This window comes from Flavobacterium endophyticum, from assembly GCF_003634455.1.
Lineage (GTDB): Bacteria > Bacteroidota > Bacteroidia > Flavobacteriales > Flavobacteriaceae > Flavobacterium > Flavobacterium endophyticum.
Genome location: NZ_RBLC01000007.1, coordinates 1 through 22,689, shown reverse-complemented (window position 1 = coordinate 22,689; position 22,689 = coordinate 1). Strand labels below are relative to the sequence as shown.

Here is a 22,689-nt window from a genome sequence, read left to right as displayed (position 1 = left end):
AATTAACAGATTTCCTAGTACCCCCATAACGAATGAAAACAGAAAACAAGTGGTCAAAGATAACTGGCTGGTTTATATCCAAGCCAAAGTTAACTGGCTTTTTGATTTTCTTTATAATGCTTGCTGTAATCAGCTCGCTTGCCTTGCAGCGCTATGAAATCGTCAAGAAAAACAGACGGCAGGAAATGTCTAATATCCTGCATGTGGTACAGCAGAATCTAAACCATTCCTTAAAAAACTGCTATACGACTACGCTTTCTTTAGCCCTGACCATTAACGATCAAGGGAAACCAGAGAATTTTGAATCCGTAGGAAAAGCGCTTGTTGACTCAAATCCAAGCATCGATGCCGTACAGCTGGTTCCAAATGGAGTAATCAAATACATTTATCCTGATAATCCTGCGATAATCAATTTTGATATCCTACATACCGAAAGCATTAAGGATGAAGCGTTAGAAACCATCAGAAAAGGCAAAATACATTTCGCAGGTCCTTTAAAATTAAAACAAGGCGGAATGGGAGTTGTAGGCAGACTTCCGATATACAAAAGAGGCAAATTCTGGGGATTTTCTGCCGTCATGATACGCATGGAAACGCTATTAAAATCTTCGGGCATAAATTCTATAAAGGACTCGAGATACTATTTTCAGTTTTCTAAAGAAAATCCAAAAACAGGTGTGATTGATTTTTTCCTTCCCAATAAGGAAGATTTCAGCGATAAAGATTATCAGGTCTTATCGATTCCAGACGGAAACTGGAAAATATACCTTATCAATAAAAGCAAATATGGGATTGTTTTTGAGATACTCCCTGCCCTTGTATTAGCTTTGTTGTTCTGCATTATGTTTGCTCTTTTCATCATGAATCTTTTAAAAAAACCTGCCGAATTGCAGCTTTTGGTTCATAACCAAAAAAATAAGATCCTTGATGACGAAATAAAATTCAAGACTATTTTTGACCAAGCCGCTATCGGTATTGCGCATGTCGATTCCGTAACAGGAAACCTGATAGAAGTAAATGACCAATATTGTAGTATGCTTGGTTATACGTTTGAAGAAATGAGAAGCATGAGCTTTAGAGATATTACCTACAAAGACGACCTTGATGATAATCTCAGGCAGCTTGAAAGGCTCAAAAACGGAGAAATCAGGGAGCTGAATATGGAAAAGAGATATGTCCATAAAAATGGCAACCTTATTTGGGTAAATATCACCTATTCGCCACTCTGGAAAAAAGGAGAAAAGCCGAGTTCTCATATTTCTATCATAGAAGATATTACGGCTAAAAAAGAAGCGAAAGATGCCATCAAGAAAAGTGAAATCCGTTTCAAAAGCCTTTTTGAAGATTCGCCGATTGCCTTATGGGAAGAAGATTTTTCTTATCTGAAAAAATACTTGATAGAATTGAATCTGATTGGAAAAAGTCGTACTGAAGTAGCCATATTTCTAGATACGCATCCAGAAATTGTAAAAAAATGCATTTCTCTCGTAAAAGTCATCAACGTAAACAACGAGTGCCTCACGCTGCATTATCCAAAAACAAAAGATGATTTGATGCAGCCGTTGGAAAACATCATAAATAATGATGCCATGGATTCGTTTAAGGCACAATTACTTGCCATTACACAAGGCGAAACTAGGCTGACCGTAGATTCAAAAATTAAAAAATCTGATGGAGAATACCGTGATATCAGCCTTCGCTGGAGCATCATGCCTGGCTACGAAGAAACGTTGGAACGGGTGATTATTTCTACTGAAGATATTACGGCTCGGAAAATTTCCGAAGAAATCGTAATACAGTCTCAGAAAAAAATGGAATCGCTTATCAATACGATCGACGGAATTGTCTGGGAGTGCGATTATGAAACTTATGTTTTTACCTACATCAATAAAAAAGCAGAAGAAATTACAGGCTATACAGAAGAAGAGTGGTTTAGCAATGGTAATTTTTGGGGAAATACCATACATCCGGATGACCGAGATTGGGCAATAAATTATTGTGCGATAGAATCGGAAAAAAGCCAGCAATATGATTTTGAATACCGCATGATTGCGAAAGACGGATCTATAATATGGATTCGCGATATCGTTAATGTAATCCGCGAGAATGGAAAACCTGTTTCTTTAAAAGGTATCATGATTGACATTACGAAGAGTAAAGAAGCTGAAAAAGACCTCAGCAATTCGTTCGACCTTGTAACCGAGCAGAACAAAAGGCTGTTGAACTTTTCATATATCGTTTCCCACAATCTGCGTTCGCATACGAGCAACATACAATCGATTTCTGCTCTGATTGAAACCGCCGAAACAGAAGAAGAACGTTTTGAATTGGTCAAGATGCTGCAAAACGTTTCAAACACCCTGAACGAAACGATGCTGAATCTGAACGAAGTCGTAAACATACAGACGAACATCAACTTGATTATCGAAAACTTAAACCTAAAGGACAATATTGACAAAATTCTCAATATCCTTTCGGAACAGATTGCTTTTAAAAAGGCAGTCCTAGACAATAATGTAGCCCCGGAAATCTTTGTGAAATACAATCCGGCCTATCTCGAGAGTATACTGCTCAATTTTATTTCAAATGCCATCCGCTATAGCCATCCTTTGCGACAACCTACTATCGCACTGAAAAGCTATAGCGAAAATGAGAAAACCGTTCTGGAAATTTCGGATAACGGTATCGGTATTGACTTAAAAAAATATGGAGATAAGCTGTTTGGAATGTATAAGACATTCCATGAAAACCCTGATTCTAAAGGAATCGGACTGTTCATTACCAAAAACCAGATTGATGCCATGGGGGGCTACGTAACTGTTGAAAGCAAACCAAACGTAGGAACCACCTTCAAAATCTACTTTAAATGACCAAAATAATTTGTCTTATCGATGACGACCCAATCTATCAGATAATAACAAAAAAGATCATCCAAAAATCAGAAAAAGCCAGCAAGATTCTGTCTTTTGTTAATGGTGCAGAAGCCATTGACGGGCTAATCGGCTTGATACACAAGCCCGATGAATTTCCTGATATCATATTGCTCGATATCGAAATGCCCATCATGGACGGGTGGCATTTTATGGAGCGATTTGAAAAAATAAAAGCCATGTTTCCAAAAGAAACGGCTATCTATATCGTAAGTTCTTCTATAGCAAGTTCTGATAAAGAGAAATCAAAAACATACAAGGGAATACTCGGCTATTTTACCAAGCCGATTGCCTTTCAGGATGTGCTAGAAATAGCAAAAGCTAATGGAGGCCATTAGCTTTTCATATAATTTATTTTTTTCTAATTACTGGATTATTATTTTTCTAACGGCTGTCCTGTTTTCAGAGATAATTTTTGCAAGGTACATTCCAGGAGCAAGGTTTAGCTGAATCGTTGATGTTCCTGAAAAATCAGCTGTCAACAATTGTTGTCCTGAAATAGAAAACAACTGCAGGGTTGCGGAACTAGTTATTCCTGCAACCGTAATATAGTTTTTTGCCGGATTAGGATAAATGGCCACTTTGAGTTCCGAAAAATCGGGTGTCGATAGTGAAAAAGCCTGCCCTGCCCTGCTACCCCAAATGTAATCAGCCAGATAAGGATAATCAATAAACGGATTCCTATTTTGCTGCCAGGTGTAAATATAATTATTCCTGTTCATCTCGAAATCATCCGACGGATCGTTTACGTTCCATTGAAGCAATGTCGCCAAATCTCCTAGCTGGCCGACAGTCGTATCTGGCGGATTTCCGTTTACAACATCCAGCCCATTATAACGAATTGCCATATAGAATACCGCACGGGCTACGTCTCCTTTCCAACTTCCTGCATTTCCTGAAAAGCCATTATAATCGGTCAGTCCGTAATCTTTATTGTTTCTTGAACTATTTTCAGGTCCGTCCTCAGCTCTCAGATGGTGTGCATCAGCATGGCCGTGATTGAGCATGGACGCACTTGTTGGTTCCCATACGTTAATTCCATCTGGAGTATCAGAAGTTCCGTCTGCAAATCCTCCTCTTGATTGTGGATAGATATGTTCCCTATTCCATCTGCCCGTTCCGCTGCCCGTGTCTTGAAATAAAAATTTAGAACGGCTTACTTCTTTATACATCAGCCAAACTTCATTACTATTTAACGGATTCTGGTCCGCCACTTTTAAGATATTCGTAATGTCGCCATAATTATGCGCTCTGACCACAGCTGGGTTGGCTATGATGTCTTGTACAGCTTGTTTTAATACGGCACCCGACTTACCTTCTAGCGAATCATAATAACCCGTAGGAGCCGTGCTGGTGACAATTCCATGTGTTGGATTTAAAGGTGTTCCCCATGGAGAAACTGTAAAATCATTATCTAATATTCTGATTTCAATATTATCATTGAGCCTGATATAACCCGCAGGAAGATTTCCAAGCTTGATTTTCATTAGCTCATCGCCTTCATCAATCGCATCGTCTACGAGTTGGACATTTGCCGTAAATGTCGTCGATCCTGTCGGAATCAAGACATTTGTATTCGCAGTAAAATCAGCAGCAGTGAAGCTTCCATTAGCCAACGTATAGGTAAAAGCCAAATCGCTGGTCACAGGAGTTTGTGTCGTAAATGTGATTGTAAAACTAGTACCTTCCGTGTATTGCAAAGCAGGAACGCTTATGCCTATTCCGTTAAAAATAATACCACTCCCATCATTATTAGCTCCCGGTGTCGGCGCCTTGACTTCGTAGGTTCCATCAGGTTTTCTTTGGATAGACTGATTGACGCCTTGATTATTTTCATCTTCATTAATTTGTATGGTCAATCCCAGCAATCCCATCAATGCAGTGGCATCGGCATCGTTCGTATCATAGGCTAAAGCATCAATCAAATTTGTTGTAGTTGCCAAAGTTCCGTCTGGAAAATTAGCGGCTGTACCTTGGTAGATAGCAACAGCATCGGCACCATTTTGGATCAAGTTATCACCCATGATTTTTTGTGGAACAGGCGAAACCGCATTGCATCCTATCAAAACCAAGCCATTAGCATCAGTAGTCAGTCCGTTTAATGAAATTGTCAAGTAACTTTTATTTCCTGTACTCGCCGATTCAGCATTTCCGTTAAAGAAAACAAGCACATAGCCGTCAAGCGAAAAATTAGGCACGGTAGATTTAAGCTCCACGAACTCTTTGTCATCAATACCTGGTGTGTCAGAATCAAGCTCATTTATTACTACCTGTCCATAAGAAAATGAAACAGAAATAAATAAAAATAAAATAGAAAGATAGTTTTTTATCATGTTTAAAATTGATTTTCAGTTCAAAATTAAACATTTAATATTACTAATATGTCTATTTAACACTAATTGAAAAATAGGTTAGTGACATACAATCAATCTACTAGCTATTCAAAAGCTTAAAAAATAGCAGTCAAAAGGAATAGTCCTTTTAGTTTTTAATATATTTACGGAATAGTTTCAACCTTTTCCATGGAAGAATTTTTCGGTTATTTTGGAGCACTTATTATAGGACTTGTCTTAGGCCTAACGGGCGGCGGCGGTTCTATTCTCACGGTTCCAGTGCTTGTTTACTTGTTGGGAATCAATCCTGTTACGGCAACGGCCTATTCCTTATTTATTGTAGGGACAACATCGGCTTTCGGTACGATCCAGAACTACAGAAAAGGACTCGTAGAATTAAAAACGGGGGTGAAATTTGCACTTCCTTCACTGATTGCCATTTACCTGACCCGAAAACTAATCGTTCCAAGAATTCCTGAAATAATTTTTACTATTGGAGAGATTACGGTAACGAAAAATTTCTTCATCATGGCTTTATTTGCCATCGTAATGTTATTGGCGGCGCTTTCGATGATTTCGGATAAAAAGGCCGAAAAATCAACCGCAATGCCTAATGCTATGATAACGATATTGCAGATTTTTGTTGTCGGTATTATTATCGGACTGGTTGGAGCCGGCGGCGGCTTCTTGATTATTCCTGCCTTGGTTTATCTGGCTAAGCTTCCGATGAAAAAAGCGGTCGGTACTTCCATATTTATTATTGCTATCAATTCGCTTATCGGTTTTACGGGAGATTTAGGGAATATCGACATCGATTGGAGCTTCCTATTTATTTTCTCTTTTATTTCAATTTTAGGTATCTTTGCAGGGATTTACCTCAATAAGTTCATCAATGAAAAAAATCTAAAAAAAGGCTTCGGATGGTTTGTATTGACCATGTCAATCCTAATTCTCACCAAAGAAGTATTCCTTTAGATTTTCAAACATAAAAAATTATGAAACTAGAACAAATTTATACCGGCTGTATTGCCCAAGCAGCCTACTATCTGGAAAGCAATGGCGAAGCAGCAATTTTTGATCCTTTGCGCGAAATACAACCTTATATCGACAGAACAACTAAGGACAATGCGAAAATAAAATATGTTTTTGAAACGCATTTTCATGCTGACTTTGTTTCGGGACATTTAGATCTTGCGAAAAAATCGGGAGGAAAAATTGTATACGGTCCGACTGCAAAACCTAATTTTGAGGCTATTATTGCTGAAGATGGGCAAGAATTCAAAGTCGGGAAGTATACGATAAAAGCAATCCACACTCCAGGACATACGCTCGAAAGCACCTGCTATCTTCTTACAGATGAAAACGGGAAACAGCACGGAATCATAACCGGTGATACTTTATTCATCGGAGATGTCGGACGTCCGGATTTAGCACAAAAAATGTCAAACGACTTGACGCAAGAAAAGTTGGCTTCTTATCTATTCGATTCTCTCAGAAACAAAATCATGACACTGCCAGACGAATTAATCGTATATCCGAGCCATGGCGCTGGAAGCGCCTGCGGAAAAAACATGAGCAAAGAAACGACAGATACTTTAGGCAATCAAAAGAAAACAAATTATGCATTGAGAGCCGACATGACGCGAGAAGAGTTTACAGCAGAATTGCTAGACGGGCTTGGAGCTCCTCCTGCCTATTTTCCGCAAAATGTAATGATGAATATCCAAGGCTACGAAAGTCTCGACAGTATCATAGAAAAGTCTTTCAAGCCTTTGACACCAAGAGAATTTGAAGCAGCAGCCAATCAATCTGAAGCTTTGATTTTGGATGTCCGCCATGAAGACGATTTTGTAAAAAGCCACATTCCGGGCGCTATCTTTATCGGTATCCAAGGAAATTTTGCCCCTTGGGTTGGAGCTTTGATTCGCGATGTCAAACAGCCTCTGCTTTTGGTCGTGCCAGAAGGAAGAGAAGAAGAAACAATTACTAGACTCTCTAGAGTCGGTTTTGACAATTCTCTGGGCTATTTAAATGGCGGCATACTGGCATGGAAAGAAGCTGGATTTGAAACCGACAGCATTGAATCAATTTCTCCAGAGCAGTTTGAATCTCAAATGACCGAGAAAAGCATTATCGTAGATGCTAGAAAACCAGGAGAGTTTAGTGCCGAACATGTAGAAAGCGCTGTAAATATTCCTTTGGACTTTGTCAATGAACAATTATCAGAAGTTCCTAAAGAAGAGGAATTTTATTTGCACTGCGCAGGCGGATACCGTTCTGTTATCATGGCTTCCATTTTAAAAGCGCGAGGCTATCACAATATGGTAAATGTTGAGAAAGGTATGGCTGGTATTCGAAAAACAGGAATCAAACTCAGCACATTTGTCTGTCCTACAACAAATAAATAATTCTTAAATTTAGAGCGATTTCCATCGTGAGATTATAATTTTAAATACTTTTGCTAACTAAAATCAAAAATGAAACTACAAATGAAAAAAATCCTTTTATTGCTTTCTGTTACGGCTTTAATGGTTTCCTGTAAGAAAACAGGTGAAAACGAATATATCATTACAGGTACGGTAACGGGTATCGAAAATGGAAAAACTGTAATCCTTCAGAAACAAGATGATGAAACAATGGGTAAAATGGTTTCTGTGGATACCGTAAAAATCGAGAATGGTAAATTCGAGATCAAAGGTACGGCAACTGAACCTGCTATCCATATTTTGAAATTTGAAACCAAACCAGGACAGATTGATTTCGTCCTTGAAAACGGAGAAATTAATGTTGCTGTAGATAAAGATACGATTGCAAAATCAAAAGTTACTGGAACCTATAACAATGAGGAATTGACCAAGTTCAAGACTGACATGCAAGTAATCCAAAAAGACCTTCAAAAGAAAGCGATGGCTTTCCAAGAAGCAAACATGCAAAAAATGACTGCTGCCCAACAAACTAAAGATACAGTAGTTATCAACCAGCTAATGAAAGAATATGCTAAGATTCAGGAGCCTCTTACACAAAAGTACTACACATATGCAGAAGGCAACCCAAAATCTTTCATCAGCGTCTTGATTACGCAAAGCTTATTCAACATGCCAGAACCTGATTTTGCAAAAATCAAGAAAATATACGACGGATTAACTTCTGAATTAAAAAACACGAAACCCGGTAAAGCGATCAAAGAAAAACTAGACAATCGCGAGGCTGTTCAGGTTGGTAAAAAAGCGCCTGATTTTTCAGCAAAAACTCCAGACGGAAAAACGGTTTCTTTAAAAGAATCTTTAGGAAAAGTGACGATTATCGATTTTTGGGCTTCATGGTGCGGACCTTGCCGTCAAGAAAATCCAAATGTTGTGGCTTTGTACAATGAATTCCACGATAAAGGATTAAACATCGTTGGTGTTTCTTTAGACAGAGAAGGCGAAGCAGAAAGCTGGAAAAAAGCTATCGAAGCTGATAAACTAACATGGACACATGTTTCTAATTTGAAATTCTGGCAAGATCCAATTGCTAAAAAATACAATATTACTTCAATTCCAGCTACATTTATCCTTGATGCTTCAGGAAAAATTGTCGCAAAAGACCTTCGTGGCGATGAATTGAAAGCGAAAGTAAAAGAGCTTTTAGGAGCTTAATTCCTTTTCAGAATAACATTATAAAAAATCTCCCTTGTGGAGATTTTTTTTATTTTATTCATTACCAATACATTAAAATTTTGTTGTGAAATATATTAAAAAAAGGCTTGCATAAATTAAAAACAGTCCTATATTTGCAACCGCAACAAGCAAAAAGGCCACGGGGAGATACTCAAGCGGCCAACGAGGGCAGACTGTAAATCTGCTGTGAAAACTTCGCAGGTTCGAATCCTGCTCTCCCCACAAAATGAAGAAAACCCTGTAATTTTTTTACAGGGTTTTTCTTTTATATTCTATCCAGTTAGAAATTTTGGCCCAAATCTAAATCCGTCAATAAAGTTATTCCATAAAAAAGCCTGAGAGTTTTTCTCAGGCTTTTTATCAATTCTATAAAACTTCTTATTCTAAAGAAAAGCTTATTGTTACGTTAGCCGTAATTTCAATCTCTCCTATTGCCAAAGTTTCTCTCGGCATAGCATCCTCAGCAACACCTGCTTTCATTGCATACATCATCGGAACTGGATAGTGAGTCTGAGAATTATCAGAAACCATGATAGCCTTTCCTACTTTTTGGCTTAAAGCTGATGCGTAGTCTAATGCTTTTGTTTTAGCATCTGCTACAGCCGCTTTTCTGGCGTCTGATTCGAATTGCGCTACTTTTGTAGACTTGAACTCCACGCCTTGGATGTTATTGATTCCTGTGTCAACCAATCCCATCATCATAGTATCGTATTTTGACAAATCTTTTAGCGTAATAGAAATCTGCTGTGAAGCCACATAGCTGTATTTCTTTTTGGTGTAATCGTAGTTTTTGTGCAGATACACTTGTTTTGTTTGGTAATCCGAAGCTGGAAGCTTGAACCCTTTCAGATACTTGATTACCGCATCAACAGTTGCATCATTTTTCTTTTTGACTTCTGCCGCATCTGCACCTGTGTTTTCTACACCAATAGAGATGATAGCATAATCTGGCGTTACTTTGATTTTCCCTTCTCCAGAAACGGTGATTTGCGGAACTTGCTTAAATTCTTGTGCTTGTGCAGCGGCTGTAAAAACAGTCATCAAGATCAAAATTGTTTTTTTCATAGTGTTTTGTATTTATTTTTGTTGTGTATTTTCAAATTGCGTGCCAATGTCAAAATATCTTACAAAATTTTTAGCCCCTCCTTAGAAACTTACCTTAAAAATACATCTTTTAAAACAAATAGCCAACGTATAAAATCGTAATGCTAAGTGACTTATAAAAAACTTGCCTCTTGATGAATCTGATTGAAAAAATTATATCTTTCCCATCTTTGCCATGACAAACAAGATGATAATCGGAAGTGCCAGTATTATTACGGTCTGAGTGTTTTCGGTAATCATTTCAGGCACGCGTGACAATGTAATCAAATAACCTCCCACAGCGCCTCCAAAATGCGCCGTATGTCCAATATTATCACTTTTGGATTTCATGCCGTAAATCGAATATAAAAGATAGATGATACCAAAAATATAGCCTGGCATAAAATATATTTCTAAGGCAGGCTGTACTAAAATCGCGGCATACACCACTCCGATGACCGCGCCCGAAGCACCAACCGCTCTGTAGCTATAATCATTCTTATGTAAAGCCATCGTCAGCAGATTGCCCAAAATCAAACTTCCGGCATACACCATCAAAAAGGTAAATGACCCTAGTCCTGAAATTACGTAAGGCGCAAAAAGATAAAGCGTCAACATATTAAACGCTAAATGCGCGATATCAACATGGAGAAATCCTGATGAAAACATACGAACTTGTTCGCCGGCTCGGATACTGCCGACATGAAATTCGTATTTTCTAAAAAAAGACAGATCGTTGAATCCTTTGAAACTTATTATCAGATTGAGAGCGATAATAACAATAAGAAAAATATTCATAAATGGTAATTTGACCGTAAAAATACAAACCCTTTCTGTATCAATTGTAAAAGCACTATACTATTTAACAGCTTTCGCCTTATATTTGCATAAAATATTCCAAGAATGCAATTACTACTTTTTATTTTCCTCTATCCTTTCTTGTGGCTGATTTCTATATTGCCGTTTAGGGTGCTTTATTTCTTTTCTGACTGCGTTTATGTATTGGTGTATTACATTATCGGCTACAGAAAAAAAACAGTACGGGAAAATCTTGAAATCGCCCTGCCTCATCTTTCAAAACAAGAAAGACATGTCATCGAAAAGAAATTCTACCATCATTTCTGCGACAGTTTTTTTGAAATGATAAAAACCATGACGATTTCTGATTCAGAAATTGAGAAACGCTTCACATTTACCAATCTTGAAGTTTATCTGGATATGGAAAAAAGAGGAAAAAGCATTGCATTGTTTTGTGCCCACTATTCGAGTTATGAATGGCTGATTTCAATGAACAGGAAAATCAATTTCAAAGGATATGCTATCTACAAAAGAATACGCAATAAATACTTTGACAAGTTGGTAAGAGATATACGTGCAAGATTCCAAGCGCATCTTATCGATACAAAAGAAACCATCAATGTTATCCATGAAAACCAAAAGAATGATATAAAAGGTGTCTATGGCTTTGCTAGCGATCAATCTCCAAAAGCTTCCAAAGCTTTTCATTGGGGAGAATTTTTCGGTGTCAATGTCCCGATGCACACCGGAGCGGAAATGATTGCCAAAAGAATGGATCTTAACGTGATTTTCGTCAAAGGAGCAAAAATAAAACGCGGCTATTATCAAGCCACGTTTGTAGAAATGGTTGACAATCCGAAAGAAGTTCCGAATTACCAAATATCAGATATGTTTCTTCGTTTGGTTGAACAGCAAATACTTGAAGCGCCAGAATATTATTTATGGACGCACAAGCGTTGGAAATTCCGAGGCCAGAGCCAGCTACATCCTACTAAATAGTCCCGAACCACTGTTTTACCAAATCCTTTTCTGGATTCGACGCGTTTCTATGCGTGAATTCATTGGAGTTTTTATGATACTCATAGTCCTTTGCCCATTCTTGGTGATTTGCTGCTACTGCCTTGATGCTTTCGCATACAAACTGAATCTCAGCATTTGTAGTCGTTGGATGAATCGACATACGAATCCACCCTGGTTTTCTGATCAAATCTCCTGCTGTAATCAAATTGGTCAAGTCATGCGATGTTTCTTCATCCACATGAAGCAGATAATGTCCGTAGGTTCCTGCACAGCTGCAGCCTCCTCGTGTTTGTATTCCAAATTTATCATTCAGCAATTTAACGCCAAGATTAAAATGCAGGTCGTCTATGTAAAAAGAAATTACTCCAAGTCGATCTTTATGCTGATCTGCCAAAATATTTATATTGGAAACAGCTCCTAATTCGGAAAAGATATAATCAATAATTTCATGCTCTCTTTTCAAAATATTGGCAACACCCATCTTTTCTTTGAGCTGGATGGCCAAAGCCGTTTTTATGACTTGAAGGAATCCTGGCGTACCGCCATCTTCACGTTCCTCGATATTGTCAAGATATTTATGTTCTCCCCAAGGATTTGTCCATGAAACCGTACCCCCACCAGGGTTGTCAGGAATCATATTTCTGTAAAGTTTTTTATTGAAAATCAAGATTCCCGAAGTACCAGGACCGCCTAGAAATTTATGAGGCGAAAAGAAAATCGCGTCCAAATATGCCTCGCTGTCTTCAGGATGCATGTTGATATCGACATAAGGCGCCGAACAGGCAAAATCTACAAAACAGACACCATTGTTTTGGTGCATTAGTTTTGCTACTTCATAATAGGGCGTTTTGATTCCCGTCACGTTGGAGCAAGAAGTAATCGAAGCAATCTTTAATGTATGGTTCTTATATTTTTCCAAAAGCGCTTTAAAGCTATCCAAGCAAAGCAATCCTTTTTCGCAAGCGGGAATCACCTCAACCTTTGCGATAGTTTCCAGCCATGAAGTCTGGTTCGAATGGTGCTCCATATGTGAAACAAAAACTATCGGTCTTTTTTCGTCTGGAATAGCTGTGAATTCACGAAGATTTTCTGGAATTTTCAATCCCAATATTCGTTGGAATTTATTGATTACGCCCGTCATTCCTGTACCATCTGCAATCAATATGTCATCTTCATTGGCATTTACATGCTTTTTGATAATGTTTCGTGCATGATGATATGCCATTGTCATCGCCGTTCCAGAAACAGTCGTTTCAGTATGCGTATTCGCCACAAACGGACCAAACTCATTCATCAGCTTCTCTTCTATCGGACGATATAGGCGGCCACTCGCCGTCCAGTCTGTATAAATAATCTTCTTCTTCCCGAAAGGCGAAATAAACTCTTGGTCGATACCTATGATATTGTTTCGGAATTGCAGAAAATATTGTTCAAGCTGGGTGGATATTTCGGTTGTGGTCATTGCTTTTTTATTTGTTCCAAAGATACTATTTTTTGCTGATTTCAAAATTGTGTCAAAAAAATTTAAGCGCTTCAAAAAAAGGTAATTTTTAAGGTTTGAAAAAATGCTAAATCCCTTCATAAAATAAGCTGATTTAAGATTTTTTCGGCACTATGTATTTTTTTTTTCCTATTTCATTTCAAAGGAAGCTTTTTTGTTAAAACAAGTATTTATTTTTTCACGCAAAACCTTCATTTATAGCGAAATTAACCTACAAAAATCAGGGTTTCTTGCTTTTTATAGGTTATCTTTGTTAGGCAAAATCCGAACTCTCATGGATAATTTAGATGCTGCAAGAATGCAGATGGCATTTACCCTTATATTCCACATCGTCTTTGCTTGTATTGGAATGGTAATGCCTTTTTTTATGGTAATTTCACACTACAAATGGCTCAAGACGAAAAAGCCAGTCTTCCTAAAACTTACAAAATCTTGGCAAAAAGGCGTCGCCATTTTCTTTGTCACTGGTGCTGTTTCTGGAACAGCTTTATCTTTTGAATTGGGACTGCTCTGGCCAGAGTTTATGAAACACGCCGGACCAATAATCGGAATGCCTTTTTCCCTCGAAGGCGCCGCCTTTTTCGTAGAAGCGCTTGCCTTGGGATTTTATCTCTACGGATGGAACAAATTGCCCGAAAGATTTCATCTGCTCACCGGAATTATCGTAGGCTTATCAGGCGTGGCTTCGGGAATTTTGGTAGTTTCTGCCAATAGTTGGATGAATGCACCTTCTGGTTTTGATTATATAAACGGTGAATTCCTGAATATTGATCCGCTCAAAGCCTTCTTAAATCCTGCTTGGTTTACGCAGGCGCTGCACATGGCTTTAGCTGCTTTTGTGGCGACTTCGTTTGCTGTTGCGGGAATCCATGCGTGGCAGATTTATAAAAAAAGAAATGTAGAATTACACCGCGAAGCTTTTAAAATAGCTATCGTCTTTGGTGCAGTTGCCGCCTTGCTTCAGCCTTTGAGCGGCGATTTGTCTGCAAAAGATATTGCCCAAAGGCAGCCTGCAAAATTGGCCGCGCTTGAAGCTCATTATGAAACTGAAAAAGGAGCGCCATTATATATTGGAGGAATCGTAGATGAAGAAAACCAAACCGTAAGTTATAAGATTGAAATTCCGAAAGCACTTTCTTTCCTGTCTTTTGGAGATTTTGACGCCGAAGTAAAAGGCTTGAACGATTTCCCGAAAGAAGACAGACCTCCGGTAGCCATCACGCACTATGCTTTCCAGATTATGGTAGGATTAGGAACATTGCTTATGTTTTCTGGACTGCTTTATTTCATCAGCCTCAAAAAGAAAAAGTGGCAGGATTCTAAAAAGTATTGGCTCTATTTTGCCTGTCTTGCTCCTGTCGGATTTCTGGCCTTGGAAGCCGGATGGATTGTCACCGAAGTGGGAAGACAGCCTTGGATCATCCATAACGTCATGCGGACCAAAGATGCGGTAACGCCAATGCCTGGAATGATTTACAGCTTTTACCTCTATGTAATTCTATATGCCGTCCTTTCTATTGCCGTCACATGGCTGATGGGACGCCAGATAAAAGTGCTCAATAACTCTGAAGACTAAAGATTATGTTATACGTTGTTTTGTTTTTTACCATTTTCTCACTTTTCCTCTATGTTTTATTAGGAGGAGCTGATTTTGGCGCAGGAATACTCGAATTGTTTTCCTCTAAAGACCATCAGGTTTCGATCAAAAAAAGGGTATACAGCGTCATGGGACCGGTCTGGGAAGCGAACCATATCTGGATTATCATCTTAATCGTCATTCTTTGGATTGCTTTTCCCGCTTTCTACAATATCATCATTATCTATCTCCATATTCCGCTGACTCTGATTTTGTTGGGAATTACGCTCCGCGGTGTAGCTTTTGTCTTCCGTCATTATGATGCCGTAAAAGACAAATCGCAGCTTTTGTATGACCGCATGTTTGAATTTTCCTGCCTGGTTACGCCTATATTTCTAGGAATGACTTACGGAGCTTTGATCAGCGGCAATATTATACTTTTAGAAGACCATCCGAATGCGGATTTCGCTTCTGTATTTATCAAACCGTGGCTGCAGCCCTTCCCTATCCTGACCGGCTTTTTCTTTAGTGCGCTCTGCGTGTTTCTTTCTGCTACTTTTTTGATTGGAGAAGCCACCGAATACGAACGCAGGATGTATATCCGAAAAGCAGGAATTGCTACTTGGATTGTAGTCTTATTGGGCTTTATTACGCTGGCCGTTGCTTATTCTGAAGAAAATAAATTTGTCCTTGATTTCCTTAAAAATTATTACGCTGTTGGAGCGGTTCTTTTGTCAGGATTATTACTTCTCCCTTTATGGAGAAGCATCCGAAAAGGAAAGGTCGTGTTGTGTCGCTTTTTTGCAGGATTACAAGTCGTATTAATTCTTTCCGCAGCAGTAGGGGCTCATTTTCCAAATCTGATTATTACGAAAAACAGCCAAGTCAGTTTATTAGATGGCATCGCGCCAAAAAGCACCATAAATATATTAGGGATTTCCCTGATTATCGGCGGACTGATTATCTTACCCGGCCTATTCCATCTTTTAAAATCATTCAAGATGATCAAGATTCTAGAAAACGAAGAAAAGTAAAAAGGTTCACCAATAACGGCAAACCTTTTTAACTTTTCACTTTCGACTTTCAACTAAAAAATAAACTTAGTACTCAAGAAATTCGATTTATCTGAATTGACAATATCATTAATCAGTTCTTTGTTGGCATCATTCATCTTGAAAGCAACCAGCGATCGAATCGAAAACGAACGAATGGCATCTGGAATAGATAACGTTCCTTCGGCACTGTCTTTTCTTCCCGTAAACGGAAAAATATCAGGGCCACGCTGCGACTGACTGTTGATGTTCACACGGCTTACTTGATTTACCAAAGGATCAATCAATGAGCCTACTTCGGAAGCATCCATACTAAAAATACTTACCTGCTGTCCGTATTTTGCATCAATTAAGTATTGGATGACTTCTTCGACATCATCGAAAGGAACAATCGGGATAATCGGTCCGAACTGTTCTTCATGATATAATTTCATCTTTTCATTGACCGGATAAACCACAGCCGGATAAAAGAAAGAAGCTTTTGAAACGCCTCCATTTTCATTCACAACTTTGGCACCATGTGTTTCCGCATCTTTGATACAATCATTTAGATAATCTATTTTATACGGTTCAGGCAATGGTGTCAAAGACACTCCATTTTCCCACGGAAGCCCGAATTTTAAATCGCTAACTGCCTTGCTGAATTCGCTTATGAATTGATCTGCAATGCTTCTATGTACCCAGACGATTTTCAAAGCTGTGCAACGCTGTCCGTTAAAAGACAGAGATCCTGTAATGGTTTCTTTTACCGCCAAGCCGATATCTGCTTTTGAGGTAATAATAGAAGCGTTTTTTGCATCCAATCCTAAAACAGCACGAAGTCGGTTTACTTTCGGATGTTGTTTTTTCAGTTCGTTGGCCACCTTGCTAGAACCAATGAGCGTCAGCACATTAATTTTTCCCGAATGCATCAAGCCTGGAATGATATCGCTTCCACGTCCGTAAATCACGTTGATGACACCTTTCGGGAAACTTTCCTGAAAAGCTTCTTGTAGCGGATAGTGCAATAATGTTCCGAATTTTGGTGGTTTGAACAAGATCGTATTTCCCATAATTAAGGCGGGAATCAATGTCGTAAAAGTTTCATTTAGCGGATAATTAAACGGTCCCATACAAAGTACTACGCCAAGCGGAGAACGACGAATCTGCGCCGCAATTCCTTCAGCGATTTCAAATTTCGAAGAATCTCTGTCTAAATTCTTGAGCGAATCGATTGTAGCATAAATATATTCTACCGTTCTGTCAAATTCTTTTATGGAATCGGCATAGGACTTGCCAATTTCCCACATGATGAGTTTGACAACCGTTTCTTTTTTGGCAATCATTTTGCCTGTAAATTGCTCAACGTGGTGGATTCTTTCGGAAACGCTCATCGTTGGCCATTCACCGCGACCGTCGTTATAGGCTGTAACTGCTGCTTCAAGCGATGCTTGGGCTTCTTTTTCGGTACTAACGGGATAGCTTCCTATCAGCTTCGGCTTTAATCCATCGGCAGTTTTTGTATAAATTGGGGAATAGACTTCATGGACATCGCCGGTCCATTTTTTCATTTCGCCATTGCTCAGGTATTCTTTTTGGTGGATTTCCTCAATTCGGAATTGTTCGGGGATTGCGCTTTCCTCAATGAACAGATTTTCCAGAGATTCCTCAAAGGATATTTTTTTGTCATCCATAAATTTCTAGTTTTAAAAGGAATTAATCATAAGGCTTTAGGTACGTAAATATAGTCAGATTAATGACAAGTCACATTGCCTTCGCATCATAATTTGTTATAGAATCATAGCGATAGCCCTATTTTGGGCTTTTGTTGCTTTTTGAAATCAAATCCAACAAAAAGACCATTTCTTTTGTCAGAATCGCATTCAGTAATTTTAAAAGCATCTTTTATTATATTTGTATAGAGTTAACTAATAGAAGCGTCCAGATGCAGTACAACTCCATACCACCTGCCCCGCAATTGGAGCCTTTCGTAAAACATATCGAAGTAATCACTTCTGGAGCCTCTATGCAGTCTGAAACCAACCTACGCTTTTTTGCCGACGGTTGTCCTGGAATTATTTTCAGCCAATCTGAAAGCGGCTTTTTTACGGATGCCTGCTCAGATAAGCTTTGCAGTTTCTATCTATACGGACAGACCATCAAACCCATCAATATTTTTTCTTTCGGGCGATTTACAAAGATTATCTTCTACTTGAAACCGCATGTATTAGGCTCACTCTTTAGAATCAATGCCAGTGAAATAACGGACACTTGCTTGGACATCACATTATTGCTGCCAAAACTGACTCCGGAATTATTGGAGAAACTATCTGAAACGACAAGCATCCAAAATCAGATCAGGCTGATTTCTGATTTCCTTGTTTTTATTGCCGGGAAAAACAATCCAGACTTGATGCTACAGCAAGCTACAGAGAAAATTATCCGTCGCAATGGAGAAATATCGCTTACTGAATTGCAAAAAGAATTCAGCTTGTCGGAACGCACTTTTGAAAGAAGATTCGAGAACTCCATAGGCGTATCGCCAAGGCTTTTCTCAAGAGTGTGCCGATTCCAGTCGGCATTGGCGCAGCTGCATTCTTATGATTACACTAAACTATCTGACGTTGCCTATGAAAACGGTTTTTCAGATCAATCGCATTTTACCCGCACGTTTAAAGAATTTACTGGTATAACTCCCAAGCTCTACCTATCAGAATTTGAAAATAATTTTGCAACACAGCCAGCTTTGTCGGTTTGATTCTATTTTGTCTTTTTTATTCGTTGCAATTTTGCTAAAAAAAAGATGAAAACATTCCTATACTTAGGCTTCCTCTTACTTACAACAAATATAACAACCGCTCAGAATGCTGCTTCCGGAAAGAACATTTTTGAGGCCAAATGCCAGCGATGCCATGGCAATGACGGTACAAAAGGGCTCTTCGGCGCCAAGAATCTACAAACGAGCCGATTGGAGAATACCGAACTGACCGCCATCATATCCAAAGGCAGAAGAGGAATGCCGCGATGGGAAAAGAAATTGTCACAGACAGAAATCGAATCTGTGGCAGCTTACATAAAATCATTACGAAAATAAAAAACGAACCATGAAAAAAACAACTATGACAGATCTTATCTTGATTATCACAGCACTGCTATTAGCCTTGTCCGCAGGGCTTTTTTACAGCTATTCTTGTTCCGTAAATCCTGGCTTGAAACAGCTTGGCGATTCGGAATATATAAACGCGATGCAATCTATCAACCGTGCCATACTCAATCCTGTGTTCTTTTTGAGCTTTGTAGGCGCTCTTGTTTGCCTGCCAATAAGCGTATTCCTTAATTTTACGGCATGGGATTCTCCAAAATTCCTCTTGCTATTGGGTGCCTTGGTATTGTATGCCTGCGGTACATTTGGTATCACTATTTTTGGCAACGTACCTTTGAATGAAGCATTGGATGCTTTTGACTTGAAAAATGCAGCAGCAGCAGAAATCAGCATCGCTCGAAAAAATTTCGAAATTCCGTGGAATAATCTTCATCTGGTACGCACAGTCGCTTCTGTAATTTCTTTACTTTTGGTACTTATCAGCCTCACGATATCCTCGAAGGCCACAACACTAATCACCTCTTAAAAGACTTGCTTTATAATGAGTGCCTTAAAAGACATCTACTCTCCTATTTTTTATGACAGACTAGCCGACACGCTGGCGAAGACTGTCTCTTCGTTTGAAAAGAAACTATTTATCGCACAGATTTTTGACGATACTTTTTCACAAAAAGAACTCAAAGACCGTATGCGCCATACAACAAAAGTATTGCGCAATTTCATGCCTGACGATTTTGGTAGCGCAGCGGATATCCTTCAAAAAACGATTATCCTTCTTCGCGAAAATCAACATGGCGAAGACAGTCTCGCTTATATATTCTTACCAGACTATATTGAAATGTATGGAATCGATGATTATGAAAATGCTGTAAAATCTATCGAGTTTGTGACCCAGTTCATTAGCTGTGAGTTTGCCGTGAGACCCTTCATTATCAAATATGGCGACCGAATGATTGACCAAATGAAAAAATGGTCCTTACACGAAAGCCATAAAGTGCGCAGGCTGGCGAGTGAAGGAAGCCGTCCCAGATTACCTTGGGCAATGGCATTGCCAGAACTGAAAAAAAATCCAGAAGCCCTGCTTCCGCTTTTAGAAAACCTTAAAAACGATACTTCAGAATATGTGCGCCGCAGCGTTGCCAACAGCCTTAATGATATTGCAAAAGACCATCCACATATCGTATTGGCAGTAGCGCAAAAGTGGAAAGGTCACAGCAAAGAAACCGACGCCATCATCAAGCACGGCAGCAGGACGCTGCTCAAACAAGGGCATCCAGAAATTTTAAGCCATTATGGGCTTGACAGCAACGGACTGGAAATTACGGATTTCAAAATTATCACTCCAAAAGTAAAAGTAAAAGAGAGCCTTGAGTTTGCTTTTGCTGTCAAAAACACCAATGACACACCAAAAAGCATACGATTGGAATATGCAGTCTATTACAACAAAGCGAATGGCCAACTTTCGAAAAAGGTCTTCAAGATCAGTGAAAGAATTTATGCTTCTGGACAGAAGGAAACAATCAATAGAAAACAATCGTTTAAGCTAATTACGACACGTAAGTTTTATCCTGGCTTACATAAACTTTCTCTTATCATTAATGGTGATGAAAAAGATACAGAATCCTTCGAACTAGCTTTGTAATTTTTCAGAAATAAAAAACGCTTCTGCTTCACAAGGCTTCCATTTAGGAAGCCTTTTTTATTTGTAATTATTTTCGCATTAATTCATTCAAAACAACAGTGAATACAAATAAAATCACAAATTGAGAATAAACAATTATTCAGTAAAAACAACCATATACTGAATTATACAATTGTTAATTGTTTATTTTATAATAAATATTCAATAAATATTACATAAATTTGAGATACCTTCAAATCTATTGCTATGATAACGATTACTAAAACCATTCCAATGGTGCTTCTTTTTTTGCTAAGCACGTTCGGATATTCGCAAATTGGGATTGGCACTACTTCGCCTGATCCAACTTCTGTCCTGCATGTAGAATCTACAACACAGGGATTTTTAACTCCAAGGATGACAACGGCACAAAGGACCGCCATAACGACTCCTGCTAATGGACTCATGGTCTACGATACTACATTATCATCCTTCTATTACTATGACACGCCGACAACAGCTTGGATTAAAATAAACAGCGGCAAGGATGGCAGGCTGAAATACAAACTCATTAAATCGACCGATGTACTAGCTACCGTTTTAGCTGCTGAAAAAACAGCAGGAAGCAACACAAAATATTTGCTAGATTCGGCAACACTCTATGAAATCAACGGAACAATCAGCGTAGACCTGCCTATAGAGCTGAATAACGCTTATATTGTAGGAGAAGATTCTTCAGAAGACAAGCTGGTCAAAGCCACTGGCGACCTTTTCATAGGAACTACAGGTGGTTCAATGCGTATTCTAACATTGCAGGCTACTGCAGGAAATGTGTTTAACATTACAGGAACAGGCTCCATCGTAGGAGGAACACAAACCCAGAGCATGATTGTCAGGGACTGTATTGTCAGCACTTCTGCTAATGTAGGAAAACTGGAAAATTTTGCGCTCGTATTTATAAGTATCGTCCAATATATCAACAATACGACGGGAATTATTTATAAGGATATCAGCAGATTGCTATTGAGCAACGCAGGATGGTTTTCGAGCAACTCTGGAACTTACGAAACCTTACAAGGCACATTCGGTCTCGTGGCTAAACAAGGTGGCTTTAGTGAAGTTACTGGAACAAAAATCGGTTTTGATGTTTCGGGAAATCCAACAATTACGGGAGATGCCGTGATGGAAACCGTCGTCTTTACAGGAACGCTGACTTCTGGAAAATATGTAAATCCTTACACGGTGGGAACTTATACAGGGTTCAACTTTAACAACAGCTGGTCGGTAAGATGTACTGGAATCCCTAACGAAGGTGACTCACAATCGACTGGAACGGTCTATCTCGATAGAACTGGAACGGCGCAAGTTCAGACGCCTATTGGAACATTAAACGTAGGAGCTAAATTAGCCATCAATGCCGGATTGAATTCTAACCTTTACCGAGCTACTTCGGCGCAGACCAACAGAATTACCTATTCAGGAAAAAAAGGCAGAGTATTTCAGGTAAACTGCTCTATTTCATTCGGTAATGCTACAGGACTCACTAATACAGAATATGCTTTTTATATCATGAGAATCCCGTCTGCTGGAGGAACTGATCCGCAAATATCTACAGAAACTCTAATTGATACCAATGCAGGATATATTCAATCATTCCCTGTTCAGGGCTCGGTTTATCTCAACACAGGAGATTCTATAGAATTATGGGTCAAGAGATTAAACCAAGGGACCGGCACCACAGCACAAAGCTTTCTGGTAAGGTCATTTAACATGAGCATAAAATAACCCAAATCCCAAAACAATGAAAAAGCTCCAATTCCTACTGCCGCTTCTGCTACTTTCGATTGTAACACAAGCACAATTGTATGTGAGTACCAACAGCTATATGTATGTTAAGGACCAAGTAGTATTCGTAAAGCAGGATATCAATCTCCAGAATAACGGAAATATGTACATGAGAAACGAATCCCAGCTGCTACAAGGAACGACAAGTGTTTCTGCTAATAAAGGTCTTGGCAAAGTCTCTGTCTTTCA

18 protein-coding genes, 1 tRNA gene and 1 pseudogene are annotated in these 22,689 nt (G+C 38.9%); 15 read left to right on the top strand and 5 right to left on the bottom strand.

The annotated features are described in order from the left end of the window. The first annotated feature begins 32 nt into the window (after window positions 1–32). Together CLV94_RS16355 and CLV94_RS16350 are read left to right on the top strand one after the other, a co-directional pair. Complete coding sequence (locus tag CLV94_RS16355) at window positions 33–2,870, top strand: PAS domain S-box protein (RefSeq protein ID WP_121377589.1); 2,838 nt, start codon at window positions 33–35, stop codon at window positions 2,868–2,870. Further along, window positions 2,867–3,268 carry a response regulator gene (locus tag CLV94_RS16350; protein WP_121377588.1) on the top strand — a complete coding sequence of 134 codons (402 nt, stop codon included), beginning with the start codon at window positions 2,867–2,869 and terminating at the stop codon, window positions 3,266–3,268. Before CLV94_RS16355 ends, CLV94_RS16350 begins: the two co-directional genes overlap by 4 nt. A gap of 27 nt (window positions 3,269–3,295) precedes the next feature. Here CLV94_RS16350 and CLV94_RS16345 read toward each other — a convergent pair whose 3' ends face one another. Next, on the bottom strand, window positions 3,296–5,263 hold the full coding sequence (locus tag CLV94_RS16345; RefSeq protein ID WP_121377587.1) for an endonuclease: 1,968 nt from the start codon (window positions 5,261–5,263) through the stop codon (window positions 3,296–3,298). Window positions 5,264–5,452: 189 nt separating this feature from the next. Here CLV94_RS16345 and CLV94_RS16340 point away from each other — a divergent pair, with 189 nt between their 5' ends. The 4 genes from CLV94_RS16340 to CLV94_RS16325 all read left to right on the top strand — a co-directional run bounded on the left by CLV94_RS16340 (window position 5,453) and on the right by CLV94_RS16325 (window position 9,144). Then, window positions 5,453–6,238, top strand: coding sequence for a sulfite exporter TauE/SafE family protein (locus CLV94_RS16340; RefSeq protein ID WP_121377586.1), 786 nt, complete (start codon window positions 5,453–5,455; stop codon window positions 6,236–6,238). Window positions 6,239–6,258: 20 nt separating this feature from the next. Continuing rightward, window positions 6,259–7,671, top strand: a complete 1,413-nt coding sequence (locus tag CLV94_RS16335) for an MBL fold metallo-hydrolase (protein WP_121377585.1) — start codon at window positions 6,259–6,261, stop codon at window positions 7,669–7,671. Window positions 7,672–7,752: 81 nt separating this feature from the next. Then, window positions 7,753–8,901: a TlpA disulfide reductase family protein gene (locus CLV94_RS16330; protein WP_170148819.1), complete on the top strand. Its 1,149-nt coding sequence runs from the start codon at window positions 7,753–7,755 to the stop codon at window positions 8,899–8,901. Window positions 8,902–9,063: 162 nt separating this feature from the next. Beyond that, window positions 9,064–9,144: transfer RNA gene (locus CLV94_RS16325), tRNA-Tyr, on the top strand. Between the two features lie 156 nt (window positions 9,145–9,300). Here CLV94_RS16325 and CLV94_RS16320 read toward each other — a convergent pair. Both CLV94_RS16320 and CLV94_RS16315 read right to left on the bottom strand, forming a co-directional pair. Beyond that, window positions 9,301–9,987: an SIMPL domain-containing protein gene (locus tag CLV94_RS16320; protein ID WP_121377583.1), complete on the bottom strand. Its 687-nt coding sequence runs from the start codon at window positions 9,985–9,987 to the stop codon at window positions 9,301–9,303. A 192-nt stretch (window positions 9,988–10,179) separates the two neighbouring features. Next, a complete protein-coding gene (locus tag CLV94_RS16315) occupies window positions 10,180–10,803 on the bottom strand; it encodes a rhomboid family intramembrane serine protease (protein ID WP_121377582.1) in 624 nt (207 codons plus the stop codon). 105 nt (window positions 10,804–10,908) lie between these two features. Between CLV94_RS16315 and CLV94_RS16310 the strand changes: the two genes are divergently transcribed. Then, a complete protein-coding gene (locus tag CLV94_RS16310; RefSeq protein WP_121377581.1) occupies window positions 10,909–11,802 on the top strand; it encodes a lysophospholipid acyltransferase family protein in 894 nt (297 codons plus the stop codon). Here the strand turns inward: CLV94_RS16310 and CLV94_RS16305 are convergent. Then, a complete protein-coding gene (locus CLV94_RS16305; protein WP_121377632.1) occupies window positions 11,795–13,285 on the bottom strand; it encodes an aminotransferase class V-fold PLP-dependent enzyme in 1,491 nt (496 codons plus the stop codon). The genes CLV94_RS16310 and CLV94_RS16305 overlap by 8 nt on opposite strands. Before the next feature lie 313 nt (window positions 13,286–13,598). On the opposite strand from CLV94_RS16305, the gene CLV94_RS16300 reads away from it, so the two are divergent. Together CLV94_RS16300 and CLV94_RS16295 are read left to right on the top strand one after the other, a co-directional pair. Further along, the gene (locus CLV94_RS16300; RefSeq protein WP_121377580.1) at window positions 13,599–14,900 is read left to right on the top strand and encodes a cytochrome ubiquinol oxidase subunit I; all 1,302 of its coding nucleotides are present in this window, start codon (window positions 13,599–13,601) and stop codon (window positions 14,898–14,900) included. A gap of 5 nt (window positions 14,901–14,905) precedes the next feature. Continuing rightward, window positions 14,906–15,934, top strand: a complete 1,029-nt coding sequence (locus tag CLV94_RS16295) for a cytochrome d ubiquinol oxidase subunit II (RefSeq protein WP_121377579.1) — start codon at window positions 14,906–14,908, stop codon at window positions 15,932–15,934. Window positions 15,935–15,987: 53 nt separating this feature from the next. Here the strand turns inward: CLV94_RS16295 and CLV94_RS16290 are convergent, their stop codons facing one another. After that, on the bottom strand, window positions 15,988–17,625 hold the full coding sequence (locus tag CLV94_RS16290) for an NADP-dependent glyceraldehyde-3-phosphate dehydrogenase (RefSeq protein ID WP_211331205.1): 1,638 nt from the start codon (window positions 17,623–17,625) through the stop codon (window positions 15,988–15,990). Window positions 17,626–17,876: 251 nt separating this feature from the next. Here CLV94_RS16290 and CLV94_RS16285 point away from each other — a divergent pair, with 251 nt between their 5' ends. The 6 genes and pseudogenes from CLV94_RS16285 to CLV94_RS16260 form a co-directional block, all read left to right on the top strand. Beyond that, window positions 17,877–18,689 (top strand): response regulator transcription factor, encoded by an 813-nt coding sequence (locus CLV94_RS16285; RefSeq protein ID WP_147406648.1) that lies wholly within the window; start codon window positions 17,877–17,879, stop codon window positions 18,687–18,689. 45 nt (window positions 18,690–18,734) lie between these two features. Then, window positions 18,735–19,025 carry a c-type cytochrome gene (locus CLV94_RS16280; protein WP_121377577.1) on the top strand — a complete coding sequence of 97 codons (291 nt, stop codon included), beginning with the start codon at window positions 18,735–18,737 and terminating at the stop codon, window positions 19,023–19,025. Between the two features lie 10 nt (window positions 19,026–19,035). Further along, the gene (locus CLV94_RS16275) at window positions 19,036–19,560 is read left to right on the top strand and encodes an anthrone oxygenase family protein (RefSeq protein ID WP_121377576.1); all 525 of its coding nucleotides are present in this window, start codon (window positions 19,036–19,038) and stop codon (window positions 19,558–19,560) included. Between the two features lie 15 nt (window positions 19,561–19,575). After that, entirely contained in the window at window positions 19,576–20,676 is a 1,101-nt protein-coding gene (locus CLV94_RS16270) for a DNA alkylation repair protein (protein ID WP_121377575.1), read from the top strand. A 246-nt stretch (window positions 20,677–20,922) separates the two neighbouring features. Next, the gene (locus CLV94_RS16265; RefSeq protein WP_121377574.1) at window positions 20,923–22,440 is read left to right on the top strand and encodes a hypothetical protein; all 1,518 of its coding nucleotides are present in this window, start codon (window positions 20,923–20,925) and stop codon (window positions 22,438–22,440) included. 16 nt (window positions 22,441–22,456) lie between these two features. Then, window positions 22,457–22,689: pseudogene (locus CLV94_RS16260) on the top strand (T9SS type A sorting domain-containing protein); the annotation flags it as partial.

What these genes read in the sequence shown, in the direction of transcription:
- CLV94_RS16275 (WP_121377576.1), top strand. Translation starts at nt 19,036, where the DNA reads ATGAAAAAAACAACTATGACAGATCTTATCTTGATTATCACAGCACTG.
- CLV94_RS16355 (WP_121377589.1), top strand. Translation starts at nt 33, where the DNA reads ATGAAAACAGAAAACAAGTGGTCAAAGATAACTGGCTGGTTTATATCC.
- CLV94_RS16295 (WP_121377579.1), top strand. Translation starts at nt 14,906, where the DNA reads ATGTTATACGTTGTTTTGTTTTTTACCATTTTCTCACTTTTCCTCTAT.
- CLV94_RS16270 (WP_121377575.1), top strand. Translation starts at nt 19,576, where the DNA reads ATGAGTGCCTTAAAAGACATCTACTCTCCTATTTTTTATGACAGACTA.
- CLV94_RS16300 (WP_121377580.1), top strand. Translation starts at nt 13,599, where the DNA reads ATGGATAATTTAGATGCTGCAAGAATGCAGATGGCATTTACCCTTATA.
- CLV94_RS16305 (WP_121377632.1), bottom strand. Translation starts at nt 13,285, where the DNA reads ATGACCACAACCGAAATATCCACCCAGCTTGAACAATATTTTCTGCAA.
- CLV94_RS16290 (WP_211331205.1), bottom strand. Translation starts at nt 17,625, where the DNA reads ATGGATGACAAAAAAATATCCTTTGAGGAATCTCTGGAAAATCTGTTC.
- CLV94_RS16315 (WP_121377582.1), bottom strand. Translation starts at nt 10,803, where the DNA reads ATGAATATTTTTCTTATTGTTATTATCGCTCTCAATCTGATAATAAGT.
- CLV94_RS16280 (WP_121377577.1), top strand. Translation starts at nt 18,735, where the DNA reads ATGAAAACATTCCTATACTTAGGCTTCCTCTTACTTACAACAAATATA.
- CLV94_RS16310 (WP_121377581.1), top strand. Translation starts at nt 10,909, where the DNA reads ATGCAATTACTACTTTTTATTTTCCTCTATCCTTTCTTGTGGCTGATT.
- CLV94_RS16330 (WP_170148819.1), top strand. Translation starts at nt 7,753, where the DNA reads ATGAAAAAAATCCTTTTATTGCTTTCTGTTACGGCTTTAATGGTTTCC.
- CLV94_RS16320 (WP_121377583.1), bottom strand. Translation starts at nt 9,987, where the DNA reads ATGAAAAAAACAATTTTGATCTTGATGACTGTTTTTACAGCCGCTGCA.
- CLV94_RS16345 (WP_121377587.1), bottom strand. Translation starts at nt 5,263, where the DNA reads ATGATAAAAAACTATCTTTCTATTTTATTTTTATTTATTTCTGTTTCA.
- CLV94_RS16335 (WP_121377585.1), top strand. Translation starts at nt 6,259, where the DNA reads ATGAAACTAGAACAAATTTATACCGGCTGTATTGCCCAAGCAGCCTAC.
- CLV94_RS16265 (WP_121377574.1), top strand. Translation starts at nt 20,923, where the DNA reads ATGATAACGATTACTAAAACCATTCCAATGGTGCTTCTTTTTTTGCTA.
- CLV94_RS16340 (WP_121377586.1), top strand. Translation starts at nt 5,453, where the DNA reads ATGGAAGAATTTTTCGGTTATTTTGGAGCACTTATTATAGGACTTGTC.
- CLV94_RS16285 (WP_147406648.1), top strand. Translation starts at nt 17,877, where the DNA reads ATGCAGTACAACTCCATACCACCTGCCCCGCAATTGGAGCCTTTCGTA.
- CLV94_RS16350 (WP_121377588.1), top strand. Translation starts at nt 2,867, where the DNA reads ATGACCAAAATAATTTGTCTTATCGATGACGACCCAATCTATCAGATA.